General features: G+C 33.7%; 21 protein-coding genes. 15 read left to right on the top strand and 6 right to left on the bottom strand.

The annotated features are described in order from the left end of the window. Positions 1-2: 2 nt before the first annotated feature. Complete coding sequence (cas9, locus tag ZPR_RS20920; RefSeq protein ID WP_013073784.1) at positions 3-4,169, bottom strand: type II CRISPR RNA-guided endonuclease Cas9; 4,167 nt, start codon at positions 4,167-4,169, stop codon at positions 3-5. A 301-nt stretch (positions 4,170-4,470) separates the two neighbouring features. After that, a complete protein-coding gene (locus ZPR_RS20915; protein ID WP_013073783.1) occupies positions 4,471-4,710 on the bottom strand; it encodes a helix-turn-helix domain-containing protein in 240 nt (79 codons plus the stop codon). Positions 4,711-5,145: 435 nt separating this feature from the next. Here ZPR_RS20915 and ZPR_RS20910 point away from each other — a divergent pair, with 435 nt between their 5' ends. Then, positions 5,146-5,922 (top strand): RNA polymerase sigma factor, encoded by a 777-nt coding sequence (locus ZPR_RS20910; RefSeq protein ID WP_013073782.1) that lies wholly within the window; start codon positions 5,146-5,148, stop codon positions 5,920-5,922. Positions 5,923-5,924: 2 nt separating this feature from the next. Further along, complete coding sequence (locus ZPR_RS20905; RefSeq protein ID WP_013073781.1) at positions 5,925-7,022, top strand: transposase; 1,098 nt, start codon at positions 5,925-5,927, stop codon at positions 7,020-7,022. Between the two features lie 175 nt (positions 7,023-7,197). On the opposite strand, the gene ZPR_RS20900 is transcribed toward ZPR_RS20905, so the two are convergent. Continuing rightward, complete coding sequence (locus ZPR_RS20900) at positions 7,198-7,962, bottom strand: NERD domain-containing protein (RefSeq protein WP_013073780.1); 765 nt, start codon at positions 7,960-7,962, stop codon at positions 7,198-7,200. 572 nt (positions 7,963-8,534) lie between these two features. On the opposite strand from ZPR_RS20900, the gene ZPR_RS20895 reads away from it, so the two are divergent. The 5 genes from ZPR_RS20895 to ZPR_RS20870 all read left to right on the top strand — a co-directional run bounded on the left by ZPR_RS20895 (position 8,535) and on the right by ZPR_RS20870 (position 13,770). Next, positions 8,535-8,873: a single-stranded DNA-binding protein gene (locus tag ZPR_RS20895; protein ID WP_041579300.1), complete on the top strand. Its 339-nt coding sequence runs from the start codon at positions 8,535-8,537 to the stop codon at positions 8,871-8,873. Between the two features lie 160 nt (positions 8,874-9,033). Further along, positions 9,034-9,477: a JAB domain-containing protein gene (locus ZPR_RS20890; RefSeq protein ID WP_013073778.1), complete on the top strand. Its 444-nt coding sequence runs from the start codon at positions 9,034-9,036 to the stop codon at positions 9,475-9,477. Positions 9,478-10,587: 1,110 nt separating this feature from the next. After that, positions 10,588-11,115: a BfmA/BtgA family mobilization protein gene (locus tag ZPR_RS22740; protein ID WP_013073776.1), complete on the top strand. Its 528-nt coding sequence runs from the start codon at positions 10,588-10,590 to the stop codon at positions 11,113-11,115. Between the two features lie 12 nt (positions 11,116-11,127). Further along, positions 11,128-12,153, top strand: coding sequence for a MobB family relaxase (gene mobB / locus ZPR_RS20875; RefSeq protein ID WP_013073775.1), 1,026 nt, complete (start codon positions 11,128-11,130; stop codon positions 12,151-12,153). A gap of 12 nt (positions 12,154-12,165) precedes the next feature. Beyond that, positions 12,166-13,770 carry a type IV secretory system conjugative DNA transfer family protein gene (locus tag ZPR_RS20870; RefSeq protein WP_013073774.1) on the top strand — a complete coding sequence of 535 codons (1,605 nt, stop codon included), beginning with the start codon at positions 12,166-12,168 and terminating at the stop codon, positions 13,768-13,770. A gap of 777 nt (positions 13,771-14,547) precedes the next feature. On the opposite strand, the gene ZPR_RS20860 is transcribed toward ZPR_RS20870, so the two are convergent. Genes ZPR_RS20860 through ZPR_RS20850 form a run of 3 tightly spaced genes read right to left on the bottom strand, consistent with a single transcriptional unit; the run spans position 14,548 to position 16,110 of the window. Beyond that, on the bottom strand, positions 14,548-15,531 hold the full coding sequence (locus ZPR_RS20860) for a type II toxin-antitoxin system HipA family toxin (RefSeq protein ID WP_013073771.1): 984 nt from the start codon (positions 15,529-15,531) through the stop codon (positions 14,548-14,550). Then, on the bottom strand, positions 15,531-15,860 hold the full coding sequence (locus tag ZPR_RS20855) for a HipA N-terminal domain-containing protein (protein WP_013073770.1): 330 nt from the start codon (positions 15,858-15,860) through the stop codon (positions 15,531-15,533). The genes ZPR_RS20860 and ZPR_RS20855 overlap by 1 nt, the downstream gene beginning before the upstream one ends. 7 nt (positions 15,861-15,867) lie before the next feature. Then, on the bottom strand, positions 15,868-16,110 hold the full coding sequence (locus ZPR_RS20850) for a helix-turn-helix domain-containing protein (protein WP_013073769.1): 243 nt from the start codon (positions 16,108-16,110) through the stop codon (positions 15,868-15,870). A gap of 280 nt (positions 16,111-16,390) precedes the next feature. Here ZPR_RS20850 and ZPR_RS20845 point away from each other — a divergent pair, with 280 nt between their 5' ends. From ZPR_RS20845 to ZPR_RS20810, 8 genes are all read left to right on the top strand, one after another. After that, on the top strand, positions 16,391-17,500 hold the full coding sequence (locus ZPR_RS20845) for a Fic family protein (RefSeq protein WP_013073768.1): 1,110 nt from the start codon (positions 16,391-16,393) through the stop codon (positions 17,498-17,500). 210 nt (positions 17,501-17,710) lie between these two features. Further along, positions 17,711-18,328, top strand: a complete 618-nt coding sequence (locus ZPR_RS20840) for a LytR/AlgR family response regulator transcription factor (protein WP_187288248.1) — start codon at positions 17,711-17,713, stop codon at positions 18,326-18,328. Between the two features lie 360 nt (positions 18,329-18,688). After that, positions 18,689-19,834 carry an HlyD family secretion protein gene (locus tag ZPR_RS20835; RefSeq protein WP_013073766.1) on the top strand — a complete coding sequence of 382 codons (1,146 nt, stop codon included), beginning with the start codon at positions 18,689-18,691 and terminating at the stop codon, positions 19,832-19,834. 22 nt (positions 19,835-19,856) lie between these two features. Next, positions 19,857-20,198 carry a helix-turn-helix domain-containing protein gene (locus ZPR_RS20830; protein ID WP_013073765.1) on the top strand — a complete coding sequence of 114 codons (342 nt, stop codon included), beginning with the start codon at positions 19,857-19,859 and terminating at the stop codon, positions 20,196-20,198. A gap of 53 nt (positions 20,199-20,251) precedes the next feature. Next, complete coding sequence (locus tag ZPR_RS20825; protein ID WP_013073764.1) at positions 20,252-20,437, top strand: hypothetical protein; 186 nt, start codon at positions 20,252-20,254, stop codon at positions 20,435-20,437. Positions 20,438-20,474: 37 nt separating this feature from the next. Continuing rightward, positions 20,475-20,639, top strand: coding sequence for a hypothetical protein (locus ZPR_RS23535; RefSeq protein WP_187288247.1), 165 nt, complete (start codon positions 20,475-20,477; stop codon positions 20,637-20,639). Positions 20,640-20,776: 137 nt separating this feature from the next. Beyond that, positions 20,777-21,391 (top strand): CPBP family intramembrane glutamic endopeptidase, encoded by a 615-nt coding sequence (locus tag ZPR_RS20815; RefSeq protein ID WP_013073762.1) that lies wholly within the window; start codon positions 20,777-20,779, stop codon positions 21,389-21,391. Between the two features lie 1,072 nt (positions 21,392-22,463). Beyond that, positions 22,464-24,632: a peptidase domain-containing ABC transporter gene (locus ZPR_RS20810; RefSeq protein ID WP_013073761.1), complete on the top strand. Its 2,169-nt coding sequence runs from the start codon at positions 22,464-22,466 to the stop codon at positions 24,630-24,632. Positions 24,633-24,634: the final 2 nt, after the last annotated feature.

Below are 24,634 nucleotides of genomic sequence, written 5' to 3'. Positions count from 1 at the left end.
TTTTAATATTCTCCTATTTGTACAATTCTGCCAATATGATCTATTCTAACTTTACACAAATTTCTTAGCCATTCGGTTGCTTGGAAATGTCTATACGTAAAATCTAAATTATTGGTGACCTCTGTTTCTAGGTGATGCCTAAACATATAATTTTTTGTTGCAATTTTTTGAACCCTAAATAAGTTAGGGCTTATAATAGCAGCATTTTTTTCATCCAATAGATCAATCTCACTCGGATTAAAATTTTCTGAAGAAAAAACAAACATTTCGTTTTGCTTCATCGTGAACAAAAATTTCCACCCTTTTGGATGCCGTTTTTTTATAATTGGCTGGTCTTGATTTTTACGTATAACAGCCTCATAAAAAGAAACTACTTCTTCTTGAAGATTACCACTCTCATCTTGATAAATGGCTACATGATGATTATTACCTGTACTTACATAATCAATAGGAATTTCTTTTCCGTTATCGTCCAAAATTATATTTCCTAAATGATCTTTGGCTTGATGTAAAGGTTCTGCATTGGTAACTCCTGAAATTGTAGCTCTTTTGATGGTTATGCCTTTAGATTGATTTAACCAAATAGGATTTTTATCTAAATCTGAAAAAGCTGTTTTAAAGTCACCATTGTATTCTTCTAAACGCTTCTTCATTACCTCTTTAATGCCTTTATCAATAATTTTATCTAGATGTTTTTGAGTTTTAAAATTATCTGGATTTATATCTTTACGAATCGTGAAGATCTCTTCAAAAATCTTCACTTCTCTAAGAGGACTTCCATTAACTTGGATAGGATCACTTTTAAGGGTTTTATTGCTAAAGGCTATTTTTTCGTTATTATCGTATTTTTTAAGGTGGTGCAATACAGCTTCTTGCTCTTTAAAATTAATTATTAAACCTACCTGCTTCTTGCAAAACCTATTATTTATTTTTACAGGTTTTTCTAGTGGTTGTTTTGACTTTCCATATATGGTCTCTTTGTGCAATTGACCTCTGGGAGTTTTGGCATTTTGGTAATTAAATCCTCCTTCTTTTTTAGTTTGGTTTATATTTTTAGTTACAACCTTATTTTTATTTTTAAAACTTACTAGTATAGCTTCAATTTGTTCTTTTGCGCTTTCACGAAAACTACTCATAGGTGCTTTGAAAACACGTTTTCCTTTTGAATTTACCTCTGTAATAAGATTTTCAATATTTTTTATAATAGGATGATTGTCCTGAGTAATATCCTTTCTGGCATTGAGGTTATTTATATATTGAATATGATTATGTGTGGTGAAAGCAACTGCTAATGCATCCATAGCGTGATGCCTGTGGTCATTACGTTTTGTCCAATCTTTTATTACTTCGTGTTTAAATAGTTCTTCCGTTCCCTTATCAAGCCGTTCTTCATATTCCGTTAACCCCAGTGCTTTATATTTGGGCAGGTTCAACTCTTTCATTACATTGATTAAATCCCAGTCACTTCTTAACTTATCGGTAATACTTCCAGAAGTAGCTAAAACTTCATTTGGGAATACTTCATAAAGCATCCTTTTCGCTTTGCGGGCTATATATTGGCTATTTCTTAGATCACGCTCTATAAATCCATCAGGAATATCTTTGAGAGACATTAGTAGTTTATTTCTCTTGCCTTTTGAAATATGGTTATCCTTATTCCAAGTTTCCACACGTTCTTTGTATGCTTCTACATTTGACTGATAATCTTGTGTGATAAAGTCTAAAGCAGTACGGTTTGCTTTTTTTAGGTTAACATTCCTAAAGGATAATGTTTTATTTGAAAATGAGTCATCAAAAAGCAATGCTTTTGGAATGATATGCTCTATATCTATTTCGCTTGAAAATATTTTATCTGGGCTTATATATTTGTCGGTAAATATGTCTTTATACCCTCTAGATTCTAGTTCCTGCCATAGTCGATAACGTACTAAATCTGACTTCGTAGGATTTGGGATTCCAAATTTTTGAGTTATGATCTTTTTGATTTCCTCATTTCTTCTAGTACCATCTGCAATCCCTTTAGTCATTTCAGCTCTTTCTTTTGCTGATTTTTTCAATTCTCTAGCTAATTCTATCCTAACGCCATCTGGTTTTCCATAGGTATCAATAACTTGATTTACGACGTTCACCATTTGGTTTAAAATTTTCTCGACAACAGGATTGCGAAGACTATTCTTTTTAAGTAAATCGAGTTTAGCTTTTGGCTCAAATTTTTCTAACTCTTCTGCTGTCAAACTTTTAGAATGATTATAACCGGCTAACCTACAAGCTTCAGAATATAGATGACCATCTTCTAAATAAGGGAGAATTTTTTTAATGGCCTTAGCAGATAAGTTTCCGTAGTCCGACATCAGAGATAAATTAGCCAGCATTTTTGCATATTCTGGATTGAAGCCAAACTTTAGGTGAAGCTTTTTCTTTAATGAAACACTAGAATTTCCGTATATTAATTTATCCTGTTCGGAAATTTTAAAATCTTCTTCAGCCGAATATAATAAATGCCACAATTCATAGCTGGATTGGTTGGTAAGTTGTTTTTTGTAAGCATCAAATTCTAAAATAGAAGCATCTATTCCTATTTCGGGAAAAGTAGCTTTTAATTCCTTTCTAATTTTTTTTGCGTTTGATTTATTCCAATCAATTCCATAGCCTTCAAAATCTGATATTTTTTGATAGATATTGAAAAGTGCCGCATTTGTTCTATTCCCTTCAATCTTTTCAAAATTGCATTTCCAATTACTTAGCTTACCAATTTTGAATTGAGATCTTAAGATTTTAAGGAGATCATTTGGGTTTAAGTCTCCCCGTAGATTCAGTTCCTCGAAAAGTTCTTTTCGTATTTCTTGTTCCACTTCTTTAATTTCAATCTTTTCATCGGTTTCACTATTTGTAAATACTAAATGATTTAGATTCTGCCATATCTTGAATTCTTGAAATAGGGGTGAAGATTTAGGGATAACACGTCTACCCACGGTTCTTGTTTTAGTTTTCCCTGTTTCTTTATCAAAATATTCTTGTTCCCAACTTTCAAACTGGCAGAAGCTTATCAGTGATTTTTGAGATTTTATTTTGCGTTGATAGAAAATAATAACATCTCTTATTTCTTGTTTTAATTCATCTGTTAAATTGGCATTGAAATTTGATTGGGTTTTCCAAATTTGTTCAAATTCATCTAAATAGTCATGACGATAGAAAACCTGATTTTTGAGTGAGGTGTGCGGATTTTTTGCTATTTGTTTATAAAGGAATTCTCCTACAGTTTCTTTATTAAGGTATAGCTTTTTACTTTTATCTGAAATACCCCCTAAATAACCACTTGATTGATTTATATCGTTGTTGATTTCTTGTAAGATAATGGCTAGTTTTTCTAAATTTAACTTACCCGACAATCCTTTTACTCTCCAATGATAGTTTTCGATAGTTTTTTCTCTTCCTTTTGTAATACGCTTGATTCCCTTTATATTAAAAGGTTTTTGGCAAATCGCCCAAGTTTGAGATTTATTTTTGCCATCTAATTCTTTAAATAATTCATCCGTTAAAATTTCAGGGTAAAATGTTTTTTGATTGTTCCAAATCTTATTGAATTCTTGTTTTAAATCTGAGCGATAAAAATCCGGGATATATTTTCTATCATTTTCAAGCAATTCAAGAACGTATTGTCCTGGTGTAATACCTCGCTCGTAGAGTTCTTTTGCTATTGCCATTCCATCAATTGCTTGTCCTTCTTCATCATTACTAGCCTTTCTACTACTTTTATACCCCCTTTTTTTATTGATGGCTAAAAGGACTTTTGCAAAATCTTCTAAATCAATTCGCTCTCTTACAGCCTTAGCTCTTAAAGAGAGTGTTTGGTATGTTGTGCCTTTTCCTATTTCGGTAAGCGGCGTCTCTTTAGTAATAATGTGATTATCTATTAGAATTTCAATAAGATTTTCTCTTCTTAATTTATAGCGTTGCAAATTACGGCGAGCTCCTCGTTTTAATGTCCGGTCTGCATTGGTTGATAACGGGCGACCTTTTTCAAAATTGGTTTTTTCATCAATTGTCAAGGGATTAACGCGTACCCCAAGCTTTATGATTTTTGAAATTTCTTTTTCGTTTTCTGCTTCATTTACCAATGCCCAGCCAATGGAGTTCGTACCCAAATCCAATCCAAGAATTCTTTTCATTCTCTTAATTTTTTAACATTTTAAATTTAACAATAAAATTTTTAGTTGGATTACGGTTTCCCATAAATGCCTTTAGAAAAGTTTTGTATATTTGGTTTATAATTCTGAAAGCAATTCACAATAAGGATTATTCCGTTGTGAAAACATTCAAGGTGGCAGATTCATTTTTGTCACCTTTTTTATAGCAGTTATATTTTAAGAACTAGAAGGAGATTTTGATTTTTAGATGAAGGGGTAGGCGGGATTTTAAAATTGTTACTCAAGATTGCTTTAATATTATTCAATAATTTTTATGCCATAATTAAGGCGTGAAATCAAAATCGAATAATTCTTTAGGATGTACATTGAGTCCTCTTGCTAGTTCAGCTATAGTAGTAAGAGTAATATTCCTTTTTCCTTTCTCAATTTTATTAAGATCAGCGTAGTCTAAATCACATTTTTGGGAAAGAGCCCTAAAACTTAAGTTTTTCATTTTTCTAATTTTACCAAAATTAGAACCAAATTGGATTAAAAAATCAACTTTATCTTTCTCGTTTTGCATCTTAGCCCTTTCTACACCTAAGATGAGTAAAAAAATCAAAAATATTGTTGGTGTATATTACAACAAAAAAGAAATTATTTATATCTTTATCCAACAACTACAAGTACAGCCTTTTACGTTAAACCATAATTTCATAATTGAATTTATCATGTAAAATTCTTTGAGATTTAAAACCAAACCTATAAGAAGAAACAAACCACCGTTTAATGAATTAGCCATTTAGTCTAGGCTAGAAGCCAGAAAGCCTTCCCTCAAGCATAAGCCTTTCCCTAAGTTTAACGGCTTTTTCGGGAAGGCCTATGGTTTCATAAACTAATTAAAGACAACCAAAACCACAGCAAATTATGAAAACTATACTCCACACCGCTATACTCTTACTATTTATTAGTACAGTACCTATTCGAAAATCCCATCCAACATTAAAAACTGTTGGCTATGGAACGTGAGTTTAAACTTTTAAAAGAAGGGCATCCTGATGCCATGGAGTTTATTTATGCCCGATATCAGCATAAGCTCTTTTGGATGGGGAAGCAGTTAATTAAGGATGAATTTGTTATTGAGAGCATTCTTCAGGATACGTTCCTAAAATTATGGGAGAAAAGAGATCATATAGAAGATCCTAAACATATGCTCTACTTCCTTCTTCATGTGATGAAACGGGATTGTAGCTATTACTATATCCGACCCAGGAATAATTTTCACCGGAACATCAACAGCTTGGATAATTACGAGAACTACCAGGAATATATACATGGCTATGACCCGGAGTCAGAAGATGAGCATCTAAAAGATCAGGAAGCCAACCAAAAAGCTCTTGACCGAATAAAGTGTGTTTTTCCTTTACTCAGGCCGGAAAGAAGATATCTAATTGAACTCTGCTTAAAATACGGTTTTCAGTATAAAAATATTGCTGAGCTTATGGGAACAAGCACTACCTATACCAGCAATGAGGTAAAAAGAGCGATTGACGATATTAAAAAGATTATTCACCAAGGGAGCAATTTGGGTTCAAAACCTGATCAAATTCAAGTAAAGAAAAATACTAGAATAACCAGGGAACAAGAAAAAGTCTTACAGCTACGGAATGAAATGCACTATTCTTTTGCGGCTATTGCAGAAGAATTGCAACTATCCCAAAAGGAAGTCCACAAGGAATTTATGACTGCTTATAAGCTTTTACAAAGCAAACATAAACAACAACAATCTGCTTAATCATGGGAAAAGAAACTATAAAACTCACCCGAAAGATCCAGCTACTGGTGGATGCGCCTAACAAAGAAGAAAGAAAAGAGGCTCTTGATACCCTATACCGTTGGCAAAACCGAAGCTATAGGGCGGGTAACCTTATTGTTACCCACCAGTATATTCAGGAAATGATTAAGGACTTTTTTTATTTATCGGAAGGTATAAGATATAGGCTGGTGGATGAAAAAAAAGCTGAAGACGGCATACTCAATCGTTCAAAGAGCAATTGTACCTACCGGGTGGTATCTGATCGTTTTAAAGGTGAGGTCCCAACCAACATTTTAGCCAATATGAATTATAATATCATGAATAATTTTAGTAAAAACTTGGTACAATATAGGAGGGGAGAGCGCTCGCTTGCAAATTTTAGAAGGGATATTCCTTTTCCATTTGGAACGATAGGTATTCATGGATTATCCTATAAAAAAGAAAAAAAAGCATTTTGCTTTCGTCTATTTTCCATCCCTTTTAAAACCTATTTAGGAAAGGATTATACTGATAAACGAAGCTTGCTGGAACAGGTAGTAGCCGGAAACATAAAGCTATGTACTTCTAAAATTCAGTTGAATAAAGGAAAAATTTATTGGTTGGCCGTATTTGAAGTCGCGAAAGAAAAGCATAACCTAAAACCAGAAGTCATTGCAGAAGCTTCCTTATCCCTTGAACATCCTATTATAGTAAAATCCAGAAAAGCAACACTTAGTATCGGCAGTCGGGAAGAGTTTTTATATAGAAGACTAGCCATACAGGCTGCTTTAAAAAGGGCGCAAAATGCTACTGCCTATTGTAGATCAGGAAAAGGTCGTAAACGCAAAACAAAAGCAGTAGAGAGATTTCACGAAAAAGAAAAAAACTATGTTAGTAACCGCTTGCATGTATACAGCCGAAAGCTTATTGATTTTTGTATTAAACATGAAGCCGGGACACTTATTTTATTAAATCAGGAAGATAAAATGGAAATCGCCAAAGAAGACGGATTTGTTTTAAGGAATTGGAATTATTATGAGCTGATGACCAAAATAAAATACAAGGCCGAAAAAGCCGGAATTGAACTTATCGTGGATTAAAATTAAAAATGAGGGTGCTTGTACACCCGTAAGGTGAGGTCTCAATGGCACTCACTAAATGCAGGCAGCATATACAACAAAAACCTTCCCTTTTTTTAGGCATTGAGGTATGAAGGATGAAGACAACTGGAATTATGATGAACAGAAATATTTAGGCTTGGTCATTGAAAATCAACTACGATCTAAGGCTTTTGGTGTAAGTGCAGTTGGGGTAATTAGAACACCCGTAGAAGTTACCATAGCGCCCTTCTTTTAACAATAAATCACCTTGACACCTTGGACAGATGTTTAAATGTGCCTTGATTTTACGGTCTTTAATCCCCCTTTTAACCTTGCGGTTATGATTTTTCCGATCTTTTCTTCTTTTTAAATTTTTGGATTTAATGGTTTCTGCGATCCATAGCCTTTGGTCTGGTGATAATCGATTCTGATTATTTTCTGTTCTAATGTATCGTATAAGTTGCCACCGATATAATACAGGCAGTTCTGACGTTACATTTCTCAAACGGGCACGTCCAGAAAAAACAACAATAGGATAGTATTTTAGTTTCTGAAAGTTCGGATGAAACTTTTTTAAAGCAAATACATGAGTCCAATTTTGTCGAATGGGATTTTTAAACTTGGTATGATGCTTGAAAATGGTCTGGCTCCAATAATCAGATTTTTGATGTCCGTGAATCCAACCTTTATAATGTTTTGTTTCAATGACAAAAATACCTGAAGAACAAATAACGATATGGTCTATTTGGGAACTGCTATCCCCAGTTTGTAGAAGAATATTGTTTAGCACAATATAATCCCTTTTATGAAGTCTTCGAAGTTTTGCGGCAACTCTTCTTTCTCCATAATTTCCTTTCATTCTTGGAATGGCCACATTCATGACAAAGTCAGAACCTACGAAAAAGACCATAAAAATGATAAGAAGGAAAGTGAGTTCCATACCCAATGACTAAGACTACAGTGTTATAAAAAGTGGAGGTGCTTCTCTAAAGATAAGTATTTATTTTATTATCAATTCTTTACGGTCTTATCTCTGTTTTTTCGATGATTCTTACAGGATTAGAATTTTAGTATTATGTAATGAGATTTAATATAGGAATGCTTCAATTCCATTTAATTTCACTTCCGTCTATGTTACTGTTTCTTCCTACCCGGTTTTTAATTCACTTCAGTTGCCCTTAGCGTTCTTTTTTTGGGTTGCAAAACACCAATATTTTGGAGTTGAACCGCACTGCATAAGCCGCTCACTACACTCGCTTTTATAAGTACTTATCAATCCAAAATATTGAATCGTGTAAGCATCAAAAAAAGATAACAGCTATACGGCACTATGGGAAGTAAATCAAAAAAGTTCAATATGAAATCAACAGCTACATATCTATTCGGAAAGAAAACTAAAAAATCAAAAGAAAGAAAAACGCTTCCGGATATAATAAGTAAATCATTTTTTTCAAACTAGTTCAATTTATGTGTAACCGTCTGCCTTGGGGTAGACTCCTAAATCTTTTTATTATGAGTACTATTAGAAACAAAGTTCAGTTCATCGGAAATGTGGGAAACACTCCTGAAATTACCAATCTTGAATCCTCCAAAAAAGTGGCGCGTTTAAGTCTTGCTACCAATGACCATTACAGAAACCAAAAAGGGGAATCCGTTCAGGATACCCAATGGCATAGCCTTGTTGCTTGGAATAAACAGGCCGAGCTTATCGAAAACTATGTGCCAAAAGGAAAGGAAATTGCTATCGAGGGGAAACTGATTTCCAGATCCTACGAAGATAAGGAAGGTAATAAACGCTATGTGACCGAAATTTTAGTCAGTGAAATTCTACTCTTAGGTAGTAAGGATTAATAAAAGGCTTAGAAAAACAAGGACAAGAAGTCTTTCTAATCCTTGTTTTATGAGAGATAATCTTAAGCCTAAAGCTTAGATCTATAAATTTAATCAATATCATTAAAAAAGGGGTGTATCCTAACCAGAATGTACACCCCTAATATTAAAACTTATCATTATGAAAGTTAACGAAATAAAACTATGTTACAAAGACCGGATAACAATTTCTAACTGTCCCAAAATTACCTGCTGCCAGGATGCAGCGAATATTTACTATTCGAATTGGGATAAAAATGAAATTCAACTACAGGAATCTTTTAAAGTAATGCTCCTTAATAATTCTAATATCGTTAAAGGGATTTGTCAGATCTCCACCGGGGGAATTAACGCGACCTTAGTAGATATACGAATTATGTTTGCACTAATTCTGAAAAGTCTTTCCACCGCGATTATTGTTTGCCATAATCACCCCTCCGGGAAATTACAGGCCAGTCAGGTCGATAAAAAACTGACCTCCAAAATTCAAAAAGCTTGTGATTTTCTGGATATTAAACTACTGGATCACCTGATCATTAACAGCGAAGGAAATTACCTGAGTTTTGCGGATGAAGGAATTTTATAATACTAAATTACTTAAGAAAAATAAAGGGAGCCGTAAAGCTCCCTTTTTGAATTATTCCATTTTTGTAGGCTAATACAAATTAACGAAATAATGATTAGGTGCAACAAAACTAAAATTTTAGTTTTTATAAGCGTAAGATTTACTATTAAAATAACTAAGTTTCTAGTTATTATGCCGGATCTATTAAAAACAATAAACCTGGAGGGGGGCAGCACATTCCCACTACATTTCGCAAAAGCTTCATTTCGGGAAAAGCGCTTCACTATAAAAAACTTGGACCCCATCGAAGAAATTTAGACCTCCATTGCGCTCCCCGATGAAAAATCGAAAGGCTACATTGCATTAGAAATTTTTTGATGACGTCCGCTTGATCAAAATTCTACTTCTTATAGATATCCGATCTTCATAGGAAATTTTGATAGTCCTTTGGAAAAGATCTTGCACTTCAGAAGCCTTCACTTTTTAAATTTTATCAATTAGGATGTTATAAAAGATGGTGCATTAAAAAAGTAAAAGGTACTGGACATAAGAGTAAATCTTTTTGAAAAAACAATTGATCTTTTTGAGGTATTTTGATGAATTGAAATTCTTGAATTGATGTTCAATTTTGATCGGGTATTGCTTGCTGAACACTGAAAATCTGCCGCCGTAATTTTTTGAATTTCTCAGATTTCCCTGATTTTACTACAAATAGCACCAATTCATAGTAAATCAAATGTTGAATTCATGTTATATGAATTTATATATTTTGTAAATTAAAGTGTTGATATCCTGTTTTTTTGTCGGCAGCATTAATCTTCAGATTTGACTTTCACTTTTTTTGTATTCCCCGGATCATAATTGGCCGGGGAATTTTTCAATGCTATTCCAAGAATGCGCTTGGTGCAAACCAATACGTATGAAAATTTTGTCCCGTGTTCGGGACGAAATCGAATAGCAAGAGGGTAACACGTTTCACGGTGTTGTTCGATTTATTAGGCGTCAAAAGCCCGTTTTTCGGTGTGTTGGAAAATTTTAAAGCAGAAAAGTAGCCACCCCAATGGATACAATACTCTTAAAACCCCCGAAAATACAGGAAGAGGATAGCCACTAAAACTAAAAAGAGTAGCCATGACCGCAAAATCCAGACTTCAAGTGAAAGCTCATACCGCGAATAGGTTTCGGGAGTTTTCAAAGAAAAATAACTCGAATCAGTCCCAAACTTTGGATTTGATCCTAGACTTTTTTGAGAAAAATAACCTCTCGCCTTTTGAAACTCTAGTGCCCTCCAAAGTGAGCCTTGAACAACTTATCAAGAAAAGAATTGATGCGGTGATCGCTATCCTGAAAAATATTGAAAAGACCCAAACAAAACCGGGATTCCTGATGCTGGAATTATTATTGGAAGGTCGCAACTTACCAGCAGCATCAATCAAAGAAAAAAATAAAAAAACTGCAACGGGTGAGCAAAGCCGGGAACAATTGGAATTGGAAATCTCCCGGTTGCAGGAGGCCTTAAAAGCCACCCAGAAAGATTTGGAATACCTGCTTCAACAAGTGGAAATTAAAGGCAACGCCTTTGGAGCGGATTATCTGAAATTAAATATCCCCAGAACGGAATTTGAACAATTTAAAATAGCCATTAAACGGAAATCTTAAGAAGCTTTTGATATGTATATCACCATCTCCCCTCAAAAACTTGGTGGCGCTTTTTCTCAAAGTGCAGGGGATTTTGTGAACTATCTGGAAAAAGAAAACCAGGGAAAAGATCTATCGGAAAAAGAGTTTTTCTTTAATCAGCACGAGGATGGGATCAAACCTTTCCAGGTGATTAAAGAGATTGATGGGAATACAGATAAACTAAAGTTGAAAGAGCCTAAATATTATTCGATTACTATTAATCCCAGCCGTTATGAATTACAACATATTCACAGCAATCCTGAAAAACTTAAAGCTTTTGTTCGGGAAGCCATGAAAGAATATGCGAGTTCTTTTCATCGGGAAATAAACGGTCGCCCGGTTTCTATTGATGATATTAAGTATTTCGCGAAAATTGAACAGGAACGATCTTACAAGACTAATGATATTGCCATTCGGGAGAATAAACCCTATGCAAAACAAATAGCACATCTTAAAAATGAGCTTCGAAAAGTAGCACGCGGAGAGATTTCCGGAAATACTCAAAAAATTGAGAATGAGATTCAAAAGCTGATCCGGGAGGCTCCCTATAAGATTAGGGGACAGATGGTGGAACCGGGAATGAAAAAGGAAGGCCTGCAAAGCCATATCCATATTATCGTAAGTCGTAAAGATGCCTCCAACTCCTATAGCTTGTCTCCGGGGAGTAAGTATAAGGCTTCCGAAGTAAAGATGCATGGGAAATTGGTGAAACGGGGATTTGAACGGGATCGGTTTTTTCAGCATTCGGAAATGGCTTTTGATAAGATGTTTAAGTACAATCGAAATTATGTGGAAAGCTACTCAGCGCGAAAACTACTGAGTAAAAATCCTAAACAATACTTTTTGTCCTTAAGGCGTCTCAGGCTTAACGAGAAAAAAATTGCCTTTAAAATGATCCGACAAGCAGGAATGCAATTGCCTGCTTTGCATCTGCCCCAAAGTAAAGTGGGGTTTGCATATAAACAACTTAAAAAAATAATCGAAGCCGGTATAAAAGCTAGTTCTATCGGCTATTAAAACCTATCTGTTATGGTTGTTAATTTATATATCCTTATTTTTTTTATCGCTGGATCAGCGATTATCTTCTACTTCTCGCTTAAAAATACGCCATGGGGAAATGCGATTAATCTCGGCTATATTTTTACCCTGTTATTAATTAGCTTTTCAAAAGGTTTTGATTTTGATATGCTAGTGCTGGTGGGCTCGCGTATAGTAATGCCCCTAATGATCATAAATGCACTCCTATATGAATTATTATTCCAGGTTGGGACAGGAAAACCGGAAAAACAATATGCTTTTCGGATGCCTCTTTCTTCTGGTTCCATGAAATTAAAAGATATTCGTCGCGGGGTGTCCATTATCGGTGCGGCTGGAAGTGGAAAGACTGAAAGTGTGGTGGCGCAATTTCTTAAACATTTTAGCCGTCATAGCTTTAGTGGAATTATCCATGACTATAAAAATTTTGAACTCTCCAGAATTGCCTATCCTTTATTTAAAGAAAGTAAGCTCCCTTTTTACCTGATTTCTTTTGATCGGGTATTTCATAAAGTGAATCCTATTGCTCCGCGGTATATGCTGGATGAAGAAAGCGTCAATGAGATTTCAAGGGTGCTTCTGGAAAATTTATTGGAGAAAAAAGAAAGTGGTTATTCAGGCAGTTCCAAGTTTTTTAATGATGCTGCGGAAGGAATCATCGGAGGGCTGATCTGGAAACTAAAAACCGATTATCCTCATTATTGTACCCTTCCTCATATGATTGCCATATTCCAACAATGTACCACCTATGAACTGATAGAATTGTTGAGTTCTAATTTTACATCAAAGGCGATGGCCAATGCCTTTATTAATGGGGTAGAGCCGGAAAGCCAGACCGCAGCGGTAAAAAGTACCCTTTCTAATGCTTTTAAAAAGATTAGTACCCAACGGATCTTTATGGTGCTTTCTGAAGATGAAATTCCCCTGGATATTAATAATGCAGAAAATCCGGGAGTGATCTCCGTAGTGAATAATCCAAAATTTGAATCGGCCTATTCGCCCATCATCGCCACCGTTATTCATAGTATCACCAAACAAATGAGTGTGCATGATCGCCTGGGATCTTTTATTCTTGTGGAAGAGGCTTCTACGATCCGGCTGTTGAATATGCAACGTATTCCCGCCACCCTAAGAAGCTATAATATTTCGACCGTTTATGTGATCCAGGATAAGATCCAGAATGATATCCTCTACGGTAGGGAGGCAGGAAAAGCTATTCTGAGTAATCTGTCTTACCAATTTTTCGGAAAGGTGAATGATCCGGAAACCGCGAAATACTACGAAAGTTTCTTTGAGATTGTAAAGCGTAAGAGTATTAGCGTGAGTAAAAGTGATAATCTGAATTTTGATACCCGAACTACCAAAAGTGAACGTGAAGTGGCTAAAATCAGGGCAGATCTTTTCTTTCGATTGAAACCGGGACAGTTTGTGACCTTCTCAGATGGCAAAGATCGAAAAGTGAAATTCGCAGCTCCCCAATGGTCAAAAGAACTGCCTACTCCTAAACATGAAGTAAGTCAGGAAGAATTGGAATCGAATTTTCAGAAAATATACCGGGAAGTGAAGACGATTATTACCACAGAAATTCAAAAGAAATGAGTGAGGTAAATTATATAAGACATCTTAATGCCGTGCTTCGGAGATTTGCAAAAGATGATCGCATCGGCGTATCACATCGTAGCTTATACCTGGCCTTTTTTGAGCTGTGGAATCAAAAGCATTTTCCCCGGAATTTGATGATCAATAGTCAGCAGGTAAGGGGATTGGCTAAAATACGCTCCCGGACAACGTATCATAAGTTAGTTCGAGAGCTTAAACATTGGGGGTATCTCCAATACCATCCCTCTAGTAGCCCAAAAATAGGCTCAGTTGTGAACATGTTCAGATTTGATACCCTTGCTGATCAAAAATTGAACAGGGAATGATCAAATTCTGGACAGCTGCTGTTCAAAAATTGGTCTCTTTTATTAAACGTTAATAATAAACAATACATAAACCTTTTTAAACATGTCTCATATATGAACAGGCAGTGGACAAGTAGCGGTACTGTGCTTTTAAATAGATATTATTCAAAATCACTATTGCTCTAACTTTGAAGAAAGAAGTACGGTAGAAGCAAAAACTAAAAAAAAAATCCAAAACTGACACTTTTTTATTTTTTAAATTTTTTGGCGGTTGAAATAAAACTGGTGAAACTTTAAAGCAGTGTTCCATAGATGAACAAGTTTGAGGCTAATAATAAATGATAAGAGTGAAATAAGTGGAAAGAGAAGTAATTAAAGCCATTCTTTTTTATAAGCATTCCTTATTATTTGAGGTTAGGTCTATAATGAAGTTCAGCATTACTACCAGTTTTTATAATGGTGTGTTTTTCTCTTATGTGTAAATTTTTTGTAATTGCTTTAATCTATATTGGTAATCTTGAATATAGTTTCTTTGCGTAGCTTCAGATAGAAGAGATGATTTGGTGAAAGTAATAACCTTGTCTGAATTTTTGAGCATCTCTTCCGTGATCGTATGAAATTGCTTATCTGTGAGCTCTACTTGCTGCGCTAGTATTTTAAATTGATTGGCTGTAGTTGTTTGTGCTAAATGTTTGGGTAACAGCCCATCTTCTAATGCAAAGTCACTATCCTCTACATGTATTCGTGTATTGAGTAAATCATAGGCTGGACTTAAGCGGTGATCGCCCAATGGTGTTTCCAAAACAGCAAAGTTTTTTAAATGAGCGTCTCCATTTGAAAACAGATAATTGAAAACTAACAGCTTAAAGAGTTTTGGAACTTCAACTCGATATGCGGGTAAAAATTTTTTCATTAGGTCAAAGAGCTCTAGATAATGGCCTTCATATTTATAATGCTCTCCATGAGTTTGTGGTGTTTTGCCAGCAAGGGTCGCAAAATCTTCTTTTGCTTTTTTTGAACCATCGGCATTTATATCAAAACGCCTGGTGATATAAGCCGGAGCTTCATTTTTAAAAAATATAAGCGCATTCTCTGCGGTCTCAATACCATATACCTGCCGGGCAATTTGCATCGTCAGGTGTTCATTTGCTGGCATTTGATCACGTTTTTTCCCATGCATCGGGATGGGTTTTAAAATATAAGTACCTTGTTCTTCCTCATGAATTAGTCTTAATTTATTTTTTTCTAAGAGTACGGAAAACTTCTCCTGCACGCCAGATATTGAAATTCTCTTTTGATTATCCTGAAATAATTGATCACTAGGTTGATCGGAATTTGGTGCTTCATATGGAAGTATATGAGAAACTTTACGTCCATCAAATACACGTTTTAAACAGTTCCTGCTGTAGGTATGATATCCTGGTGCCAGGGTTCCTGGACAATGATTAATTTTCATTATTCTGCTGTTATTTTATGAATAGTGACGGCTCCTACGGTATCATATCTCGCAGTATTTAGCAGGATTCCAAAGTAATCATCAGAATCTAAACGGTTCATAGTACATACCATTTGCCGATTTGCTCCTTCAGGAAGCATATGATAAAAAAAAGGAAATAAATGCTCTGCGTGATATTCTTCCTGGGTGCGTGGTAAGGTCAGACTTATGGACGGATTTGCAGGATCGGCTAACCAGCTATCGAGATAATGAAAGCTAAAATCACCATTATCTTGTTGTGTTAAAATTCCTGCCTCTTTGCCTTTGTATAATACCCTTGCCTTTCTCATTTAAGATTTATATTTTCTTGATCTGAAGACTTATTTCCATACCTAGAACATCTGCTATTTTTTGTAAACTTTCAATTGTAGGATTAGCCTGGCCCGTTTCAATCTTATAAAGGGTATTGATCCCAATATCCGCCATATCTGCTAATTGTTTTTGGGTAATATGCATATGATGACGTCGCTCTTGTAAAGCTTGCCCAATGTCTTTTATTGCTGTCATATTACTTGAAAAATTTTCTTTATTTTCCTTCATACCCTTTTTTTCACACTTTATAATGGATATCAATCCAGTTATTGCTGATCAATATAAAAATACATAAAAAATCACATTATAGTGTGGTATTTTTAGTTTTTTCGAAGAGCTTATTCAATTTTCTCTTAAAAATCACATTATAGTGTGGTTTTAATAGTAATGTGTTTAAAGTTCTTCATCGATTTCAATTGCTTATAAAGAAGTATGAGCCGATTATTCTGATTATTCGGCTCAAAAAAACCTATATATTTGATTCGAATAATGTGTTTATTTGGCTCATATGTATAACTGGCAACTTGAAAATTGGCCTTCTTTTGACTATAAGTCGAAAGCTATCGATGATATTGTGATTGAATTCGCTTCAGAGACGGGTGAAGTCAAAGGGATTATAGATAGCCTGCCTTCTGACTTTAGACAAGATGCGATTATACAATTTATGATCGATGAGGCCATTAAAACTTCAGCGATTGAAGGGGAATATTACATTCGTCAGGATGTAATGTCATCGATCAAAAATCGATTGGGTATTGAAGATGGTGCTACTATTAGAGATATCAATGCCAGGGGAATTGCAGAATTAATGGTGGAGGTAAGAGAAAACTTTTCCGAACCTCTAAGCGAGCGATTAATTAAGGGATGGCATGCGATGTTATTTAGCAGATCCAGGTATAATCAGGCAGGGACTTATCAATCTGGAGAGGAACCCATGCTTATAGTATCAGGGAGATACGGGAGAGAAGAAATTCATTACGAAGCTCCTCCATCTCATCGTGTTCCTATGGAGATGAAACAGTTCATACATTGGTACAAGGAATTTGATATTGAAAATAGTGATATTAGAAGTTCATTGATTAAAACAGCTATCGCTCATTTGTATTTTGAAACGATACATCCTTTTGAAGATGGAAATGGACGTATAGGTAGAGCCATAGCTGATAAATGTCTTTCGGAATCTTTAGGTAGAGTATTAGTATTAAGTATATCCACTGCAATCGAACAAAATAAAGCAGAGTATTACCAAGCCTTAAAAATGGCTCAGCGCTCTCTGAATATCACGGATTGGATTGTTTATTTCTGTAAGACTATCTTGACCGCCCAGAAAAATGCTAAAGCATTTATTCGATTTATTCTAAAAAAAGCAAAATTTCTGGATCAACATCGGGAGAATTTAAATGATCGCCAGTTAAAAGTGATCTTAAAAATGTTCGAAAAAGGTGTTGAAGGTTTTGAAGGAGGAATGACTGCAAAGAAATATATATCAATAACCAAAACTTCAAAAGCCACCGCCACCCGAGATTTACAGGATATGACTTCTAAAGGTATCTTGAAACCTCAAGGAGGTGGACGAAGTGTACATTATGAGCTGAATTTAAAAGTTAACAAATTTTGAAGTCAATTTATTGTTAGCAGAACTATTCTATCAATGAATTGGATTATTGCCTCTGAACTACAATTGAACGGTTAAATAAATTATGTGGTAAAACCACATAATTTATGGTATAAAACCAAGGTAAACATTTCTAAGTGAGGACTAGTTTTGTAAAAAACTTTCTGATTGCTTTCTTACTATATAATAGAATCTGATAAGAATATGATACGTATGATCCAAGAAGTATTTGGAGAGTACGATGATTACCACTGTGTCGGTTTAAGTGAAAGTTTCGAGAAATCAATGAACCCCATTCTAAAATATCATCCTGATATTTTATTTATAAATGTTGATCAACAATGTTGCAATGGAAGTCCCTATTCATTTTGTAAAGAAGTTCAGGAATTTAGCGGAAAAGAAATTCTTTTTGTAGCACTTTCTGTAGAGATGCTAAAAGCATATATGGCTATAAAGAATAAATTTTATGACTTTCTATTGAAACCTGGAGAGGAAGCTGAATTGCGAAAAACGGCTTTAGGAATTTTATTAAATAAGGAGCGGGAAAATTCGGAGAAGACTATTTGTTTGAAATCATATAAAGATTACACTTTAATAAAAACTAATGATATCATTTATCTTGAAGCTGATAATAACACTACTGATTTCGTTTTGTGCGATAACAGGCGTATAAGTGCCTTTAAAACCCTCAAAACTTTCGAAGATGCCTTGTCAGAAAACTTCGTACGAATTCACCATAAATATATTGTCAATTCTAAGTATATCTCTAAAATAAGTTTTGGCAAGCAAATATGCATTTTAAGTACCAAAACCAAAGATATATCCCCTTGATGTTCCTCTTTCCCTAAGGGCGGTAGAAGATCGAAAAAGAAGACTAAAGGAGATTATGTACGTTAAACAAGGAGGAGATGAAGCATTGCTTGAAAAAGCTAGGAAGAGTGGTTATATATCGCCTCGCATTTTAAAAGCTATACTAAAAAAATTAATACAAACATATCTCCCTCAAAACCAAAGTATACCGTTATTTACTTGATTCACTCATTTGTTAAATGTGGTAAAACCACATTAATAACGTGGTTTTATCAAGCTTAAGATGTGTTGTGTTTTTTTAGATTGCGATCAGCTTTTTAACCTTTTTTTAAGGTTTAAACTTACAAAAAAGAGGTTGAATCAATCTAAATCCCGGTACTTGTGAAAATTTTTCCGAAAGAAATTATAGAGAATACTGCTGAGGTTTTTAAATTCAGGCATACTGTAAAGAGTAAAATAATTTATAGTTTATTACTTCTTTTAATAATTGGTGGTCTGGTTTCCTTACCTTTTATAAAAGTTGATGTTTATACTTCCAGCCAAGGAATTATAAAACCAAATTTAGAAAGAAGTAGTGTCAGTTCAATCAACTCGGGTAGAGTTGTCTATTCTAATATTGAGAATAATAAGACTGTAAAAAAAGGGGATACCCTTCTTTTTATTGAAAGTACAATTATTGATGAACAACTCAGTTTTTCTCGAGATCAAATAGTAGAGATTAAAGAATACCAAAAAGATCTGAGATATCTTTTAGCCTATAATAATCCGATTCTTTCTCGAATTTCATCTAATAAATATCGGTCAGATTTTCTGGAATATGAACAATTACTTATAGAAGCTCAAACGAAACTTGATCGTTTAGAGAAAAAGTTTATACGTCATAAAACACTATTTAATAAGGGAGTTATCGCAGCTTCTGAGTTCGAAAATATAGAATCTGAGTATAATCTAACTAAGAGTAATATACAGACTTTAAAAAGTCAGCAAAAAAATAAGTGGCAATCACAATTAATAAGTTATAATGACAAGTTAGAAGATATTCAAAGTAATACCAAGCAACTTCTTCAAAATAAATCGCAGTATTTTATTACAGCTCCAGTAACTGGTACTTTGATGAATACTCGATATTTATCGCAAGGAAGCTTTATATCCCAAGGTACACAGTTAGCTGAGATTTCACCTTCTTCAGACTTAATTGCTGAATGTTATATATCTCCATCTGATATTGGTTTAATTGATAAAACCAACCAGGTGATATTTCAAATTGACGCGTATAACTATAATCAATGGGGTTTAGCTCATGGTGAAATTTTGGAAATTAATAAGGATATTGAGCTTATGGATAATACCCCATTATTTAAAATTAGGTGTAAAATTGAGGAGAAACATTTAAAGCTTAAAAATGGAGTAAAAGGTGAGCTAAAGAAAGGAATGACTTTTACCTCTCGCTTCTTAATTACAAAAAGGACTCTATATCAATTATTATATGATAAAGTAGATGACTGGGTAAATCCGGCTAATGTATAACCACAATTCTTATAATTAACCTATGAAAACGATCAAAAATTTAGAGCGCTTGCAGCAATTACATGAAATGATTGAAATGGAAAATACAGGCTCTCCAAAGGAAATTTCAAATAAGATGAATGTGAGTGAAAGGCTTGTATATAATTTGATAGAGCAGCTTAAAGATTATCAGGCAGATATTTGCTATAGTAGAAGAAGTAAGACTTACTACTATTGCAATAGTTTTGATCTAAAAGTAAATATTTCAGTTGCTGTAATTAGTGATAATGAGTTGACAGAAATTTTTGCTGGTTCTTATTTTTCTGGAAAAAGTTTTTCGCTGCAAGGTTTGTGCGGTGACCAACCTTACTTTTATAACAAATAACATTCTGCGCAGAAAATGTTTATCAAATCTATTAATTTAAAACTATAATTTTAATGAAAAATTTAGAAAGTTTCGGTGTTCAATCCTTAAGCACTGAACACAGTAAAGAAATAAATGGAGGCTATTCTTGGCTTTGGCAAGCAGCCGTGGCTACTTTTGCATATAATGTAGTTGCTGATTGGGATGCCAACGTAGAAGCATTTAAAGAAGGAATGGAAGCTGCAAAAGCTGCAAGATAAAATTTTAAATAATCAAAAAATGAAAATATTAAACGATATGAATTTGACTACTCTTAATGAGGAAAATCTAATGGAAATTAATGGGGGAGATGGTGTAACTGAAGCCGTGTTTAAGTTTTTAGGCTATGCTTTCCAATCATATGCTGACGATCAGGCACGTCGTATTGAGAGTGGAATGCCTTATAGACCAGGTATATTATAAAACGAGTCAGGAATTGACTTCTAACAGGATTCTCCTTATTTTAGCTTTTCAAATGGTAGGTTAAAATTAAGGAGACTCCTGTTATTTTTATTTAAATTGAAAAGACTCTAAACGTACATAAGAAAGCAAAGATTACAGTGAAGTCTAAATTATTTTTTTTTTTAGCTGGCTCATTTATAGCATTTGCTTCGATTCTAGTAAATATTTTCTTGCAAAAATTACTGGGGCTTGCCTCAATTTATACTATAGGTTGTAAGGATATATCATTATTGATTCATCCATTTTTAAGCTCAATAGCAACTGGTTTTTTTGAGGAAGTTATCTTTCGATTCGTTTTGCTAACTTTTTTAATTAAAGCATTTAAGCTTAATTGGCTTGCAATTCTGGTTGGAAGCCTAATCTTTTCATTGGTACATTTAGGGAATTCTTATATTACAATAATCGCATTGATTTCTCATTTTCTTGGAGGTATTATTTATTCTTATGCTTTTGTAAAAACAAAAGAGATATGGTTACCTTTTGGCTTACATTTTGGTTGGAACTATACTCAAATTTTCTTTGGTATCCCAATGAGTGGGAGTGCTTATTACAGTATATTCGTCACTAATTTTCACTCATTAGAGTATTTAAATGGTGGAGCATATGGTTTTGAAGGAGGAATTTGGAGTTTTTACTCCCGAGTTATAATATTTATAATACTCTTATTTGTTACCAAATTTTCAGGTTTGAATTCTTTTTTACGAAATAAATAAATTAGACAGGTACATACTGTAAAGATCTTTAGCGTTTATCCTCTAGTATTATAAGTCCCTTTTAATTTAGAAGAAAGAATAAGCTTTCAAAATTTGTTTAAAACAGTTTAATGCAAACTTCATTCCTGAGAAAATCACTTTTCAAAATTAATATATAAAACTGAGCCTTTGTCTTCGAAACGGAAGTGGTGGGAGAGGTACTAAATATTATTTTCAAAGAAACTTTTGAACTTCTGTTACGATATAATTCTGCACTTGAATACAAATTTTTTTCAACAACTCTTTTGAGTTAATAAATAGAATCACTTATGATGGAAATTCTCAGTGCTGTAGAGAATATGATGGACATTAGTGTGGCTATATGAAGTAATAATAATGCATTTCTATTTCAATCCCAAAAGTTTGATTTTTTTTGATCTTAGGGCTTTAGATTTATTAATGATGATAATAATACTTTCCAAATTACCAACACCTCTGCGGTTAAAGTGACTTCTGGTTTTCTATCTTTACTTTTTATATGCTTAATGAGTTATACAATCCTTACTAACCTTGATTTTAATGAACTTCAAAAAATAGGATTTCATATTGTCCCGTTTGCATGATATTATTAGGATTCCAAGCTTGCATAGACATACATCTTATGTGTGCTTGAATTTATTCTAAATGCCTTATCTTACTTTGAATTTATAGCCATTACAAATTTTTTAAAATAATTTCATCCTCCGCCGTTTATTATTCTGATTTGTGTTAAATTTTTATTGAATGTCCGCAATAGATTATAATCACGTTTTGTAACCCTGAACTTGATTCACGGTCTCACTACAATAGCTTGTTTCTTACTACAGTATGAGATTCCGGATCAAGTCCGGAAGGAAGAAAAAACGAAATATTACAAATTACGGATAATCAAAATTTTTATAAATATTGCCATTTTTTAATTAGGCGGAAATTCCTGTTAACTTCGTTCAGGAATACCATTGAAATTTTAAGCAATTCATTTATTCAATATTTATAATTCCCTGCAAACATTCTGCAGTGGACTTTCCTATCTATGCGAAATATTTAAAAAAATATGCCAAAAATTACTATAAAGCAGCACGACATTACAGATTGTGGTGCTGCATGTCTCGCTTCAATTTCTGCACATTATAAATTAGAAACACCTATTGCCCGTATAAGACAATATGCTAGTACCGATAAAAAAGGAACTAATGTATTGGGGTTACTTGAAGCCGCTAAAAAATTAGGCTTTGAGGCTAAAGGTGTTCGTGGTGATTTTGATAGTTTGTATAAAATTCCCAAACCTGCCATCGCTCATATAATCGTAAAAGAACGATTACAGCATTATGTGGTTATTTACGAGGTCACTAAATCTTATGTGAAAATTATGGATCCCGGGGATGGGAAATTTCATAAAAAATCCCATGAGGAATTTAAAAAAGAGTGGACGGGTGTTTTAGTACTTCTACTACCTAACGAGGAATTTACATCGAGGAATGAAAAAGTATCGGTTTTTAAGCGATTTTGGTTTCTATTAAAACCCCATAAGTTTGTGCTTGTTCAGGCTTTTTTTGGCGCTCTTGTCTATACTTTGTTAGGTTTTTCAACATCCATTTATATTCAAAAAATTACTGATTATGTTCTGGTAGGTGGTAATATCAATTTGCTTAATCTTTTAAGCATAATTATGCTTATTCTGTTAGCATTGCAAATAGTGATAAGTATATTTAAAGACGTTTTTTTGGTTAAAACCGGACAACAAATTGATGTCAGATTAATCCTTGGTTATTATAAGCATTTATTAAAATTACCACAGCAGTTTTTCGATACCATGAGAGTTGGGGAAATTATTTCAAGAATCAATGATGCTGTAAAAATCAGAAACTTTATAAATGGGGTTGCGCTTAATTTAACCGTAAACGTTTTAATAGTTATTTTTTCTTTTGCGCTAATGTTTACATTTTATTGGAAACTGGCGTTAATAATGACCTTAATCATTCCTTTCTATGGCATAGTTTATTTAATTACCAATAAATTGAATAAGAAAGTAGAACGTAATGTTATGGAAAAATCAGCGGATTTAGAAAGTCAGCTGGTAGAATCCTTAAATAGCGTAGGTACAATAAAGAGATTTGGGATTGAAGATTTTTCAAATATAAAAACGGAAACTCGTTTTGTAAGTTTACTCCAAACAGGCTATAAATCTGCTTTAAATAGTATATTCTCTTCTACGGGCTCTCAGTTTATTGCCCGTGTTTTTACCATAATCTTGCTTTGGACAGGTTCCTATTTTGTCATCAATCAGGAAATTACCGCAGGAGAGTTATTATCCTTTTATGCAATTGTAGGCTATTTAACAGGTCCTGTCGCCGAATTAATTGGGGCGAATAAACAAATACAAAATGCCTTAATAGCAGCAGATCGTCTTTTCGAGATTATGGATTTAGAAAGGGAAGAAGCAGAAAATAAAATGAAATTGGAGCCTGATATGATTGGTGATATCATGTTTAAGAATGTTGATTTTAGATATGGTAGCCGGGTAGATGTTTTCAAAAATTTCAATTTAAATATATTAAAAGGCGAGATTACAGCAATTGTTGGAGAAAGTGGATCTGGAAAAAGCACACTAATTTCATTATTGCAAAATATCTATCCTATACAAAATGGTCATATTTATATAGGAAAAAATGATTTAAAATATATCGAAAATGAAAGTTTAAGAAATTTAGTTAGTGTTGTACCTCAAAAAATAGATTTATTTGCGGGTAATGTTATTGAAAATATTGCGGTTGGAGAATTTCAGCCTCACATGCAACGCATAATTAATATATGTCAGTCTATAGGTATTATAGATTTTATTGAAAAATTGCCAAATGGATTCAATACTTATCTCGGTGAAAATGGAGCAAGCCTTTCTGGAGGTCAAAAACAACGTATTGCTATTGCCAGAGCCCTTTATAAAAATCCTGAGATATTAGTATTAGATGAAGCTACATCATCTTTAGATAGTTCTTCTGAAAATTATATTCAAAATACCATAGATGAACTGCGTAAACAAAATAAAACAATAATTATAATCGCCCACAGATTGAGCACCGTAGTTAATGCTGACAAAATAGTAGTTCTGGAAGAAGGGAAAGTAATTGAAGAAGGGAACCATGAAAGTTTATTCGAAAAACGGGATAAATATTATCAACTATGGAAGCAACAATTTCCAATAATAGAACAGTATGCCCTATAAAA

Source organism: Zunongwangia profunda SM-A87 (assembly GCF_000023465.1).
GTDB classification, from domain to species: domain Bacteria; phylum Bacteroidota; class Bacteroidia; order Flavobacteriales; family Flavobacteriaceae; genus Zunongwangia; species Zunongwangia profunda.
This window is presented reverse-complemented; position numbering and strand designations above follow the sequence as displayed.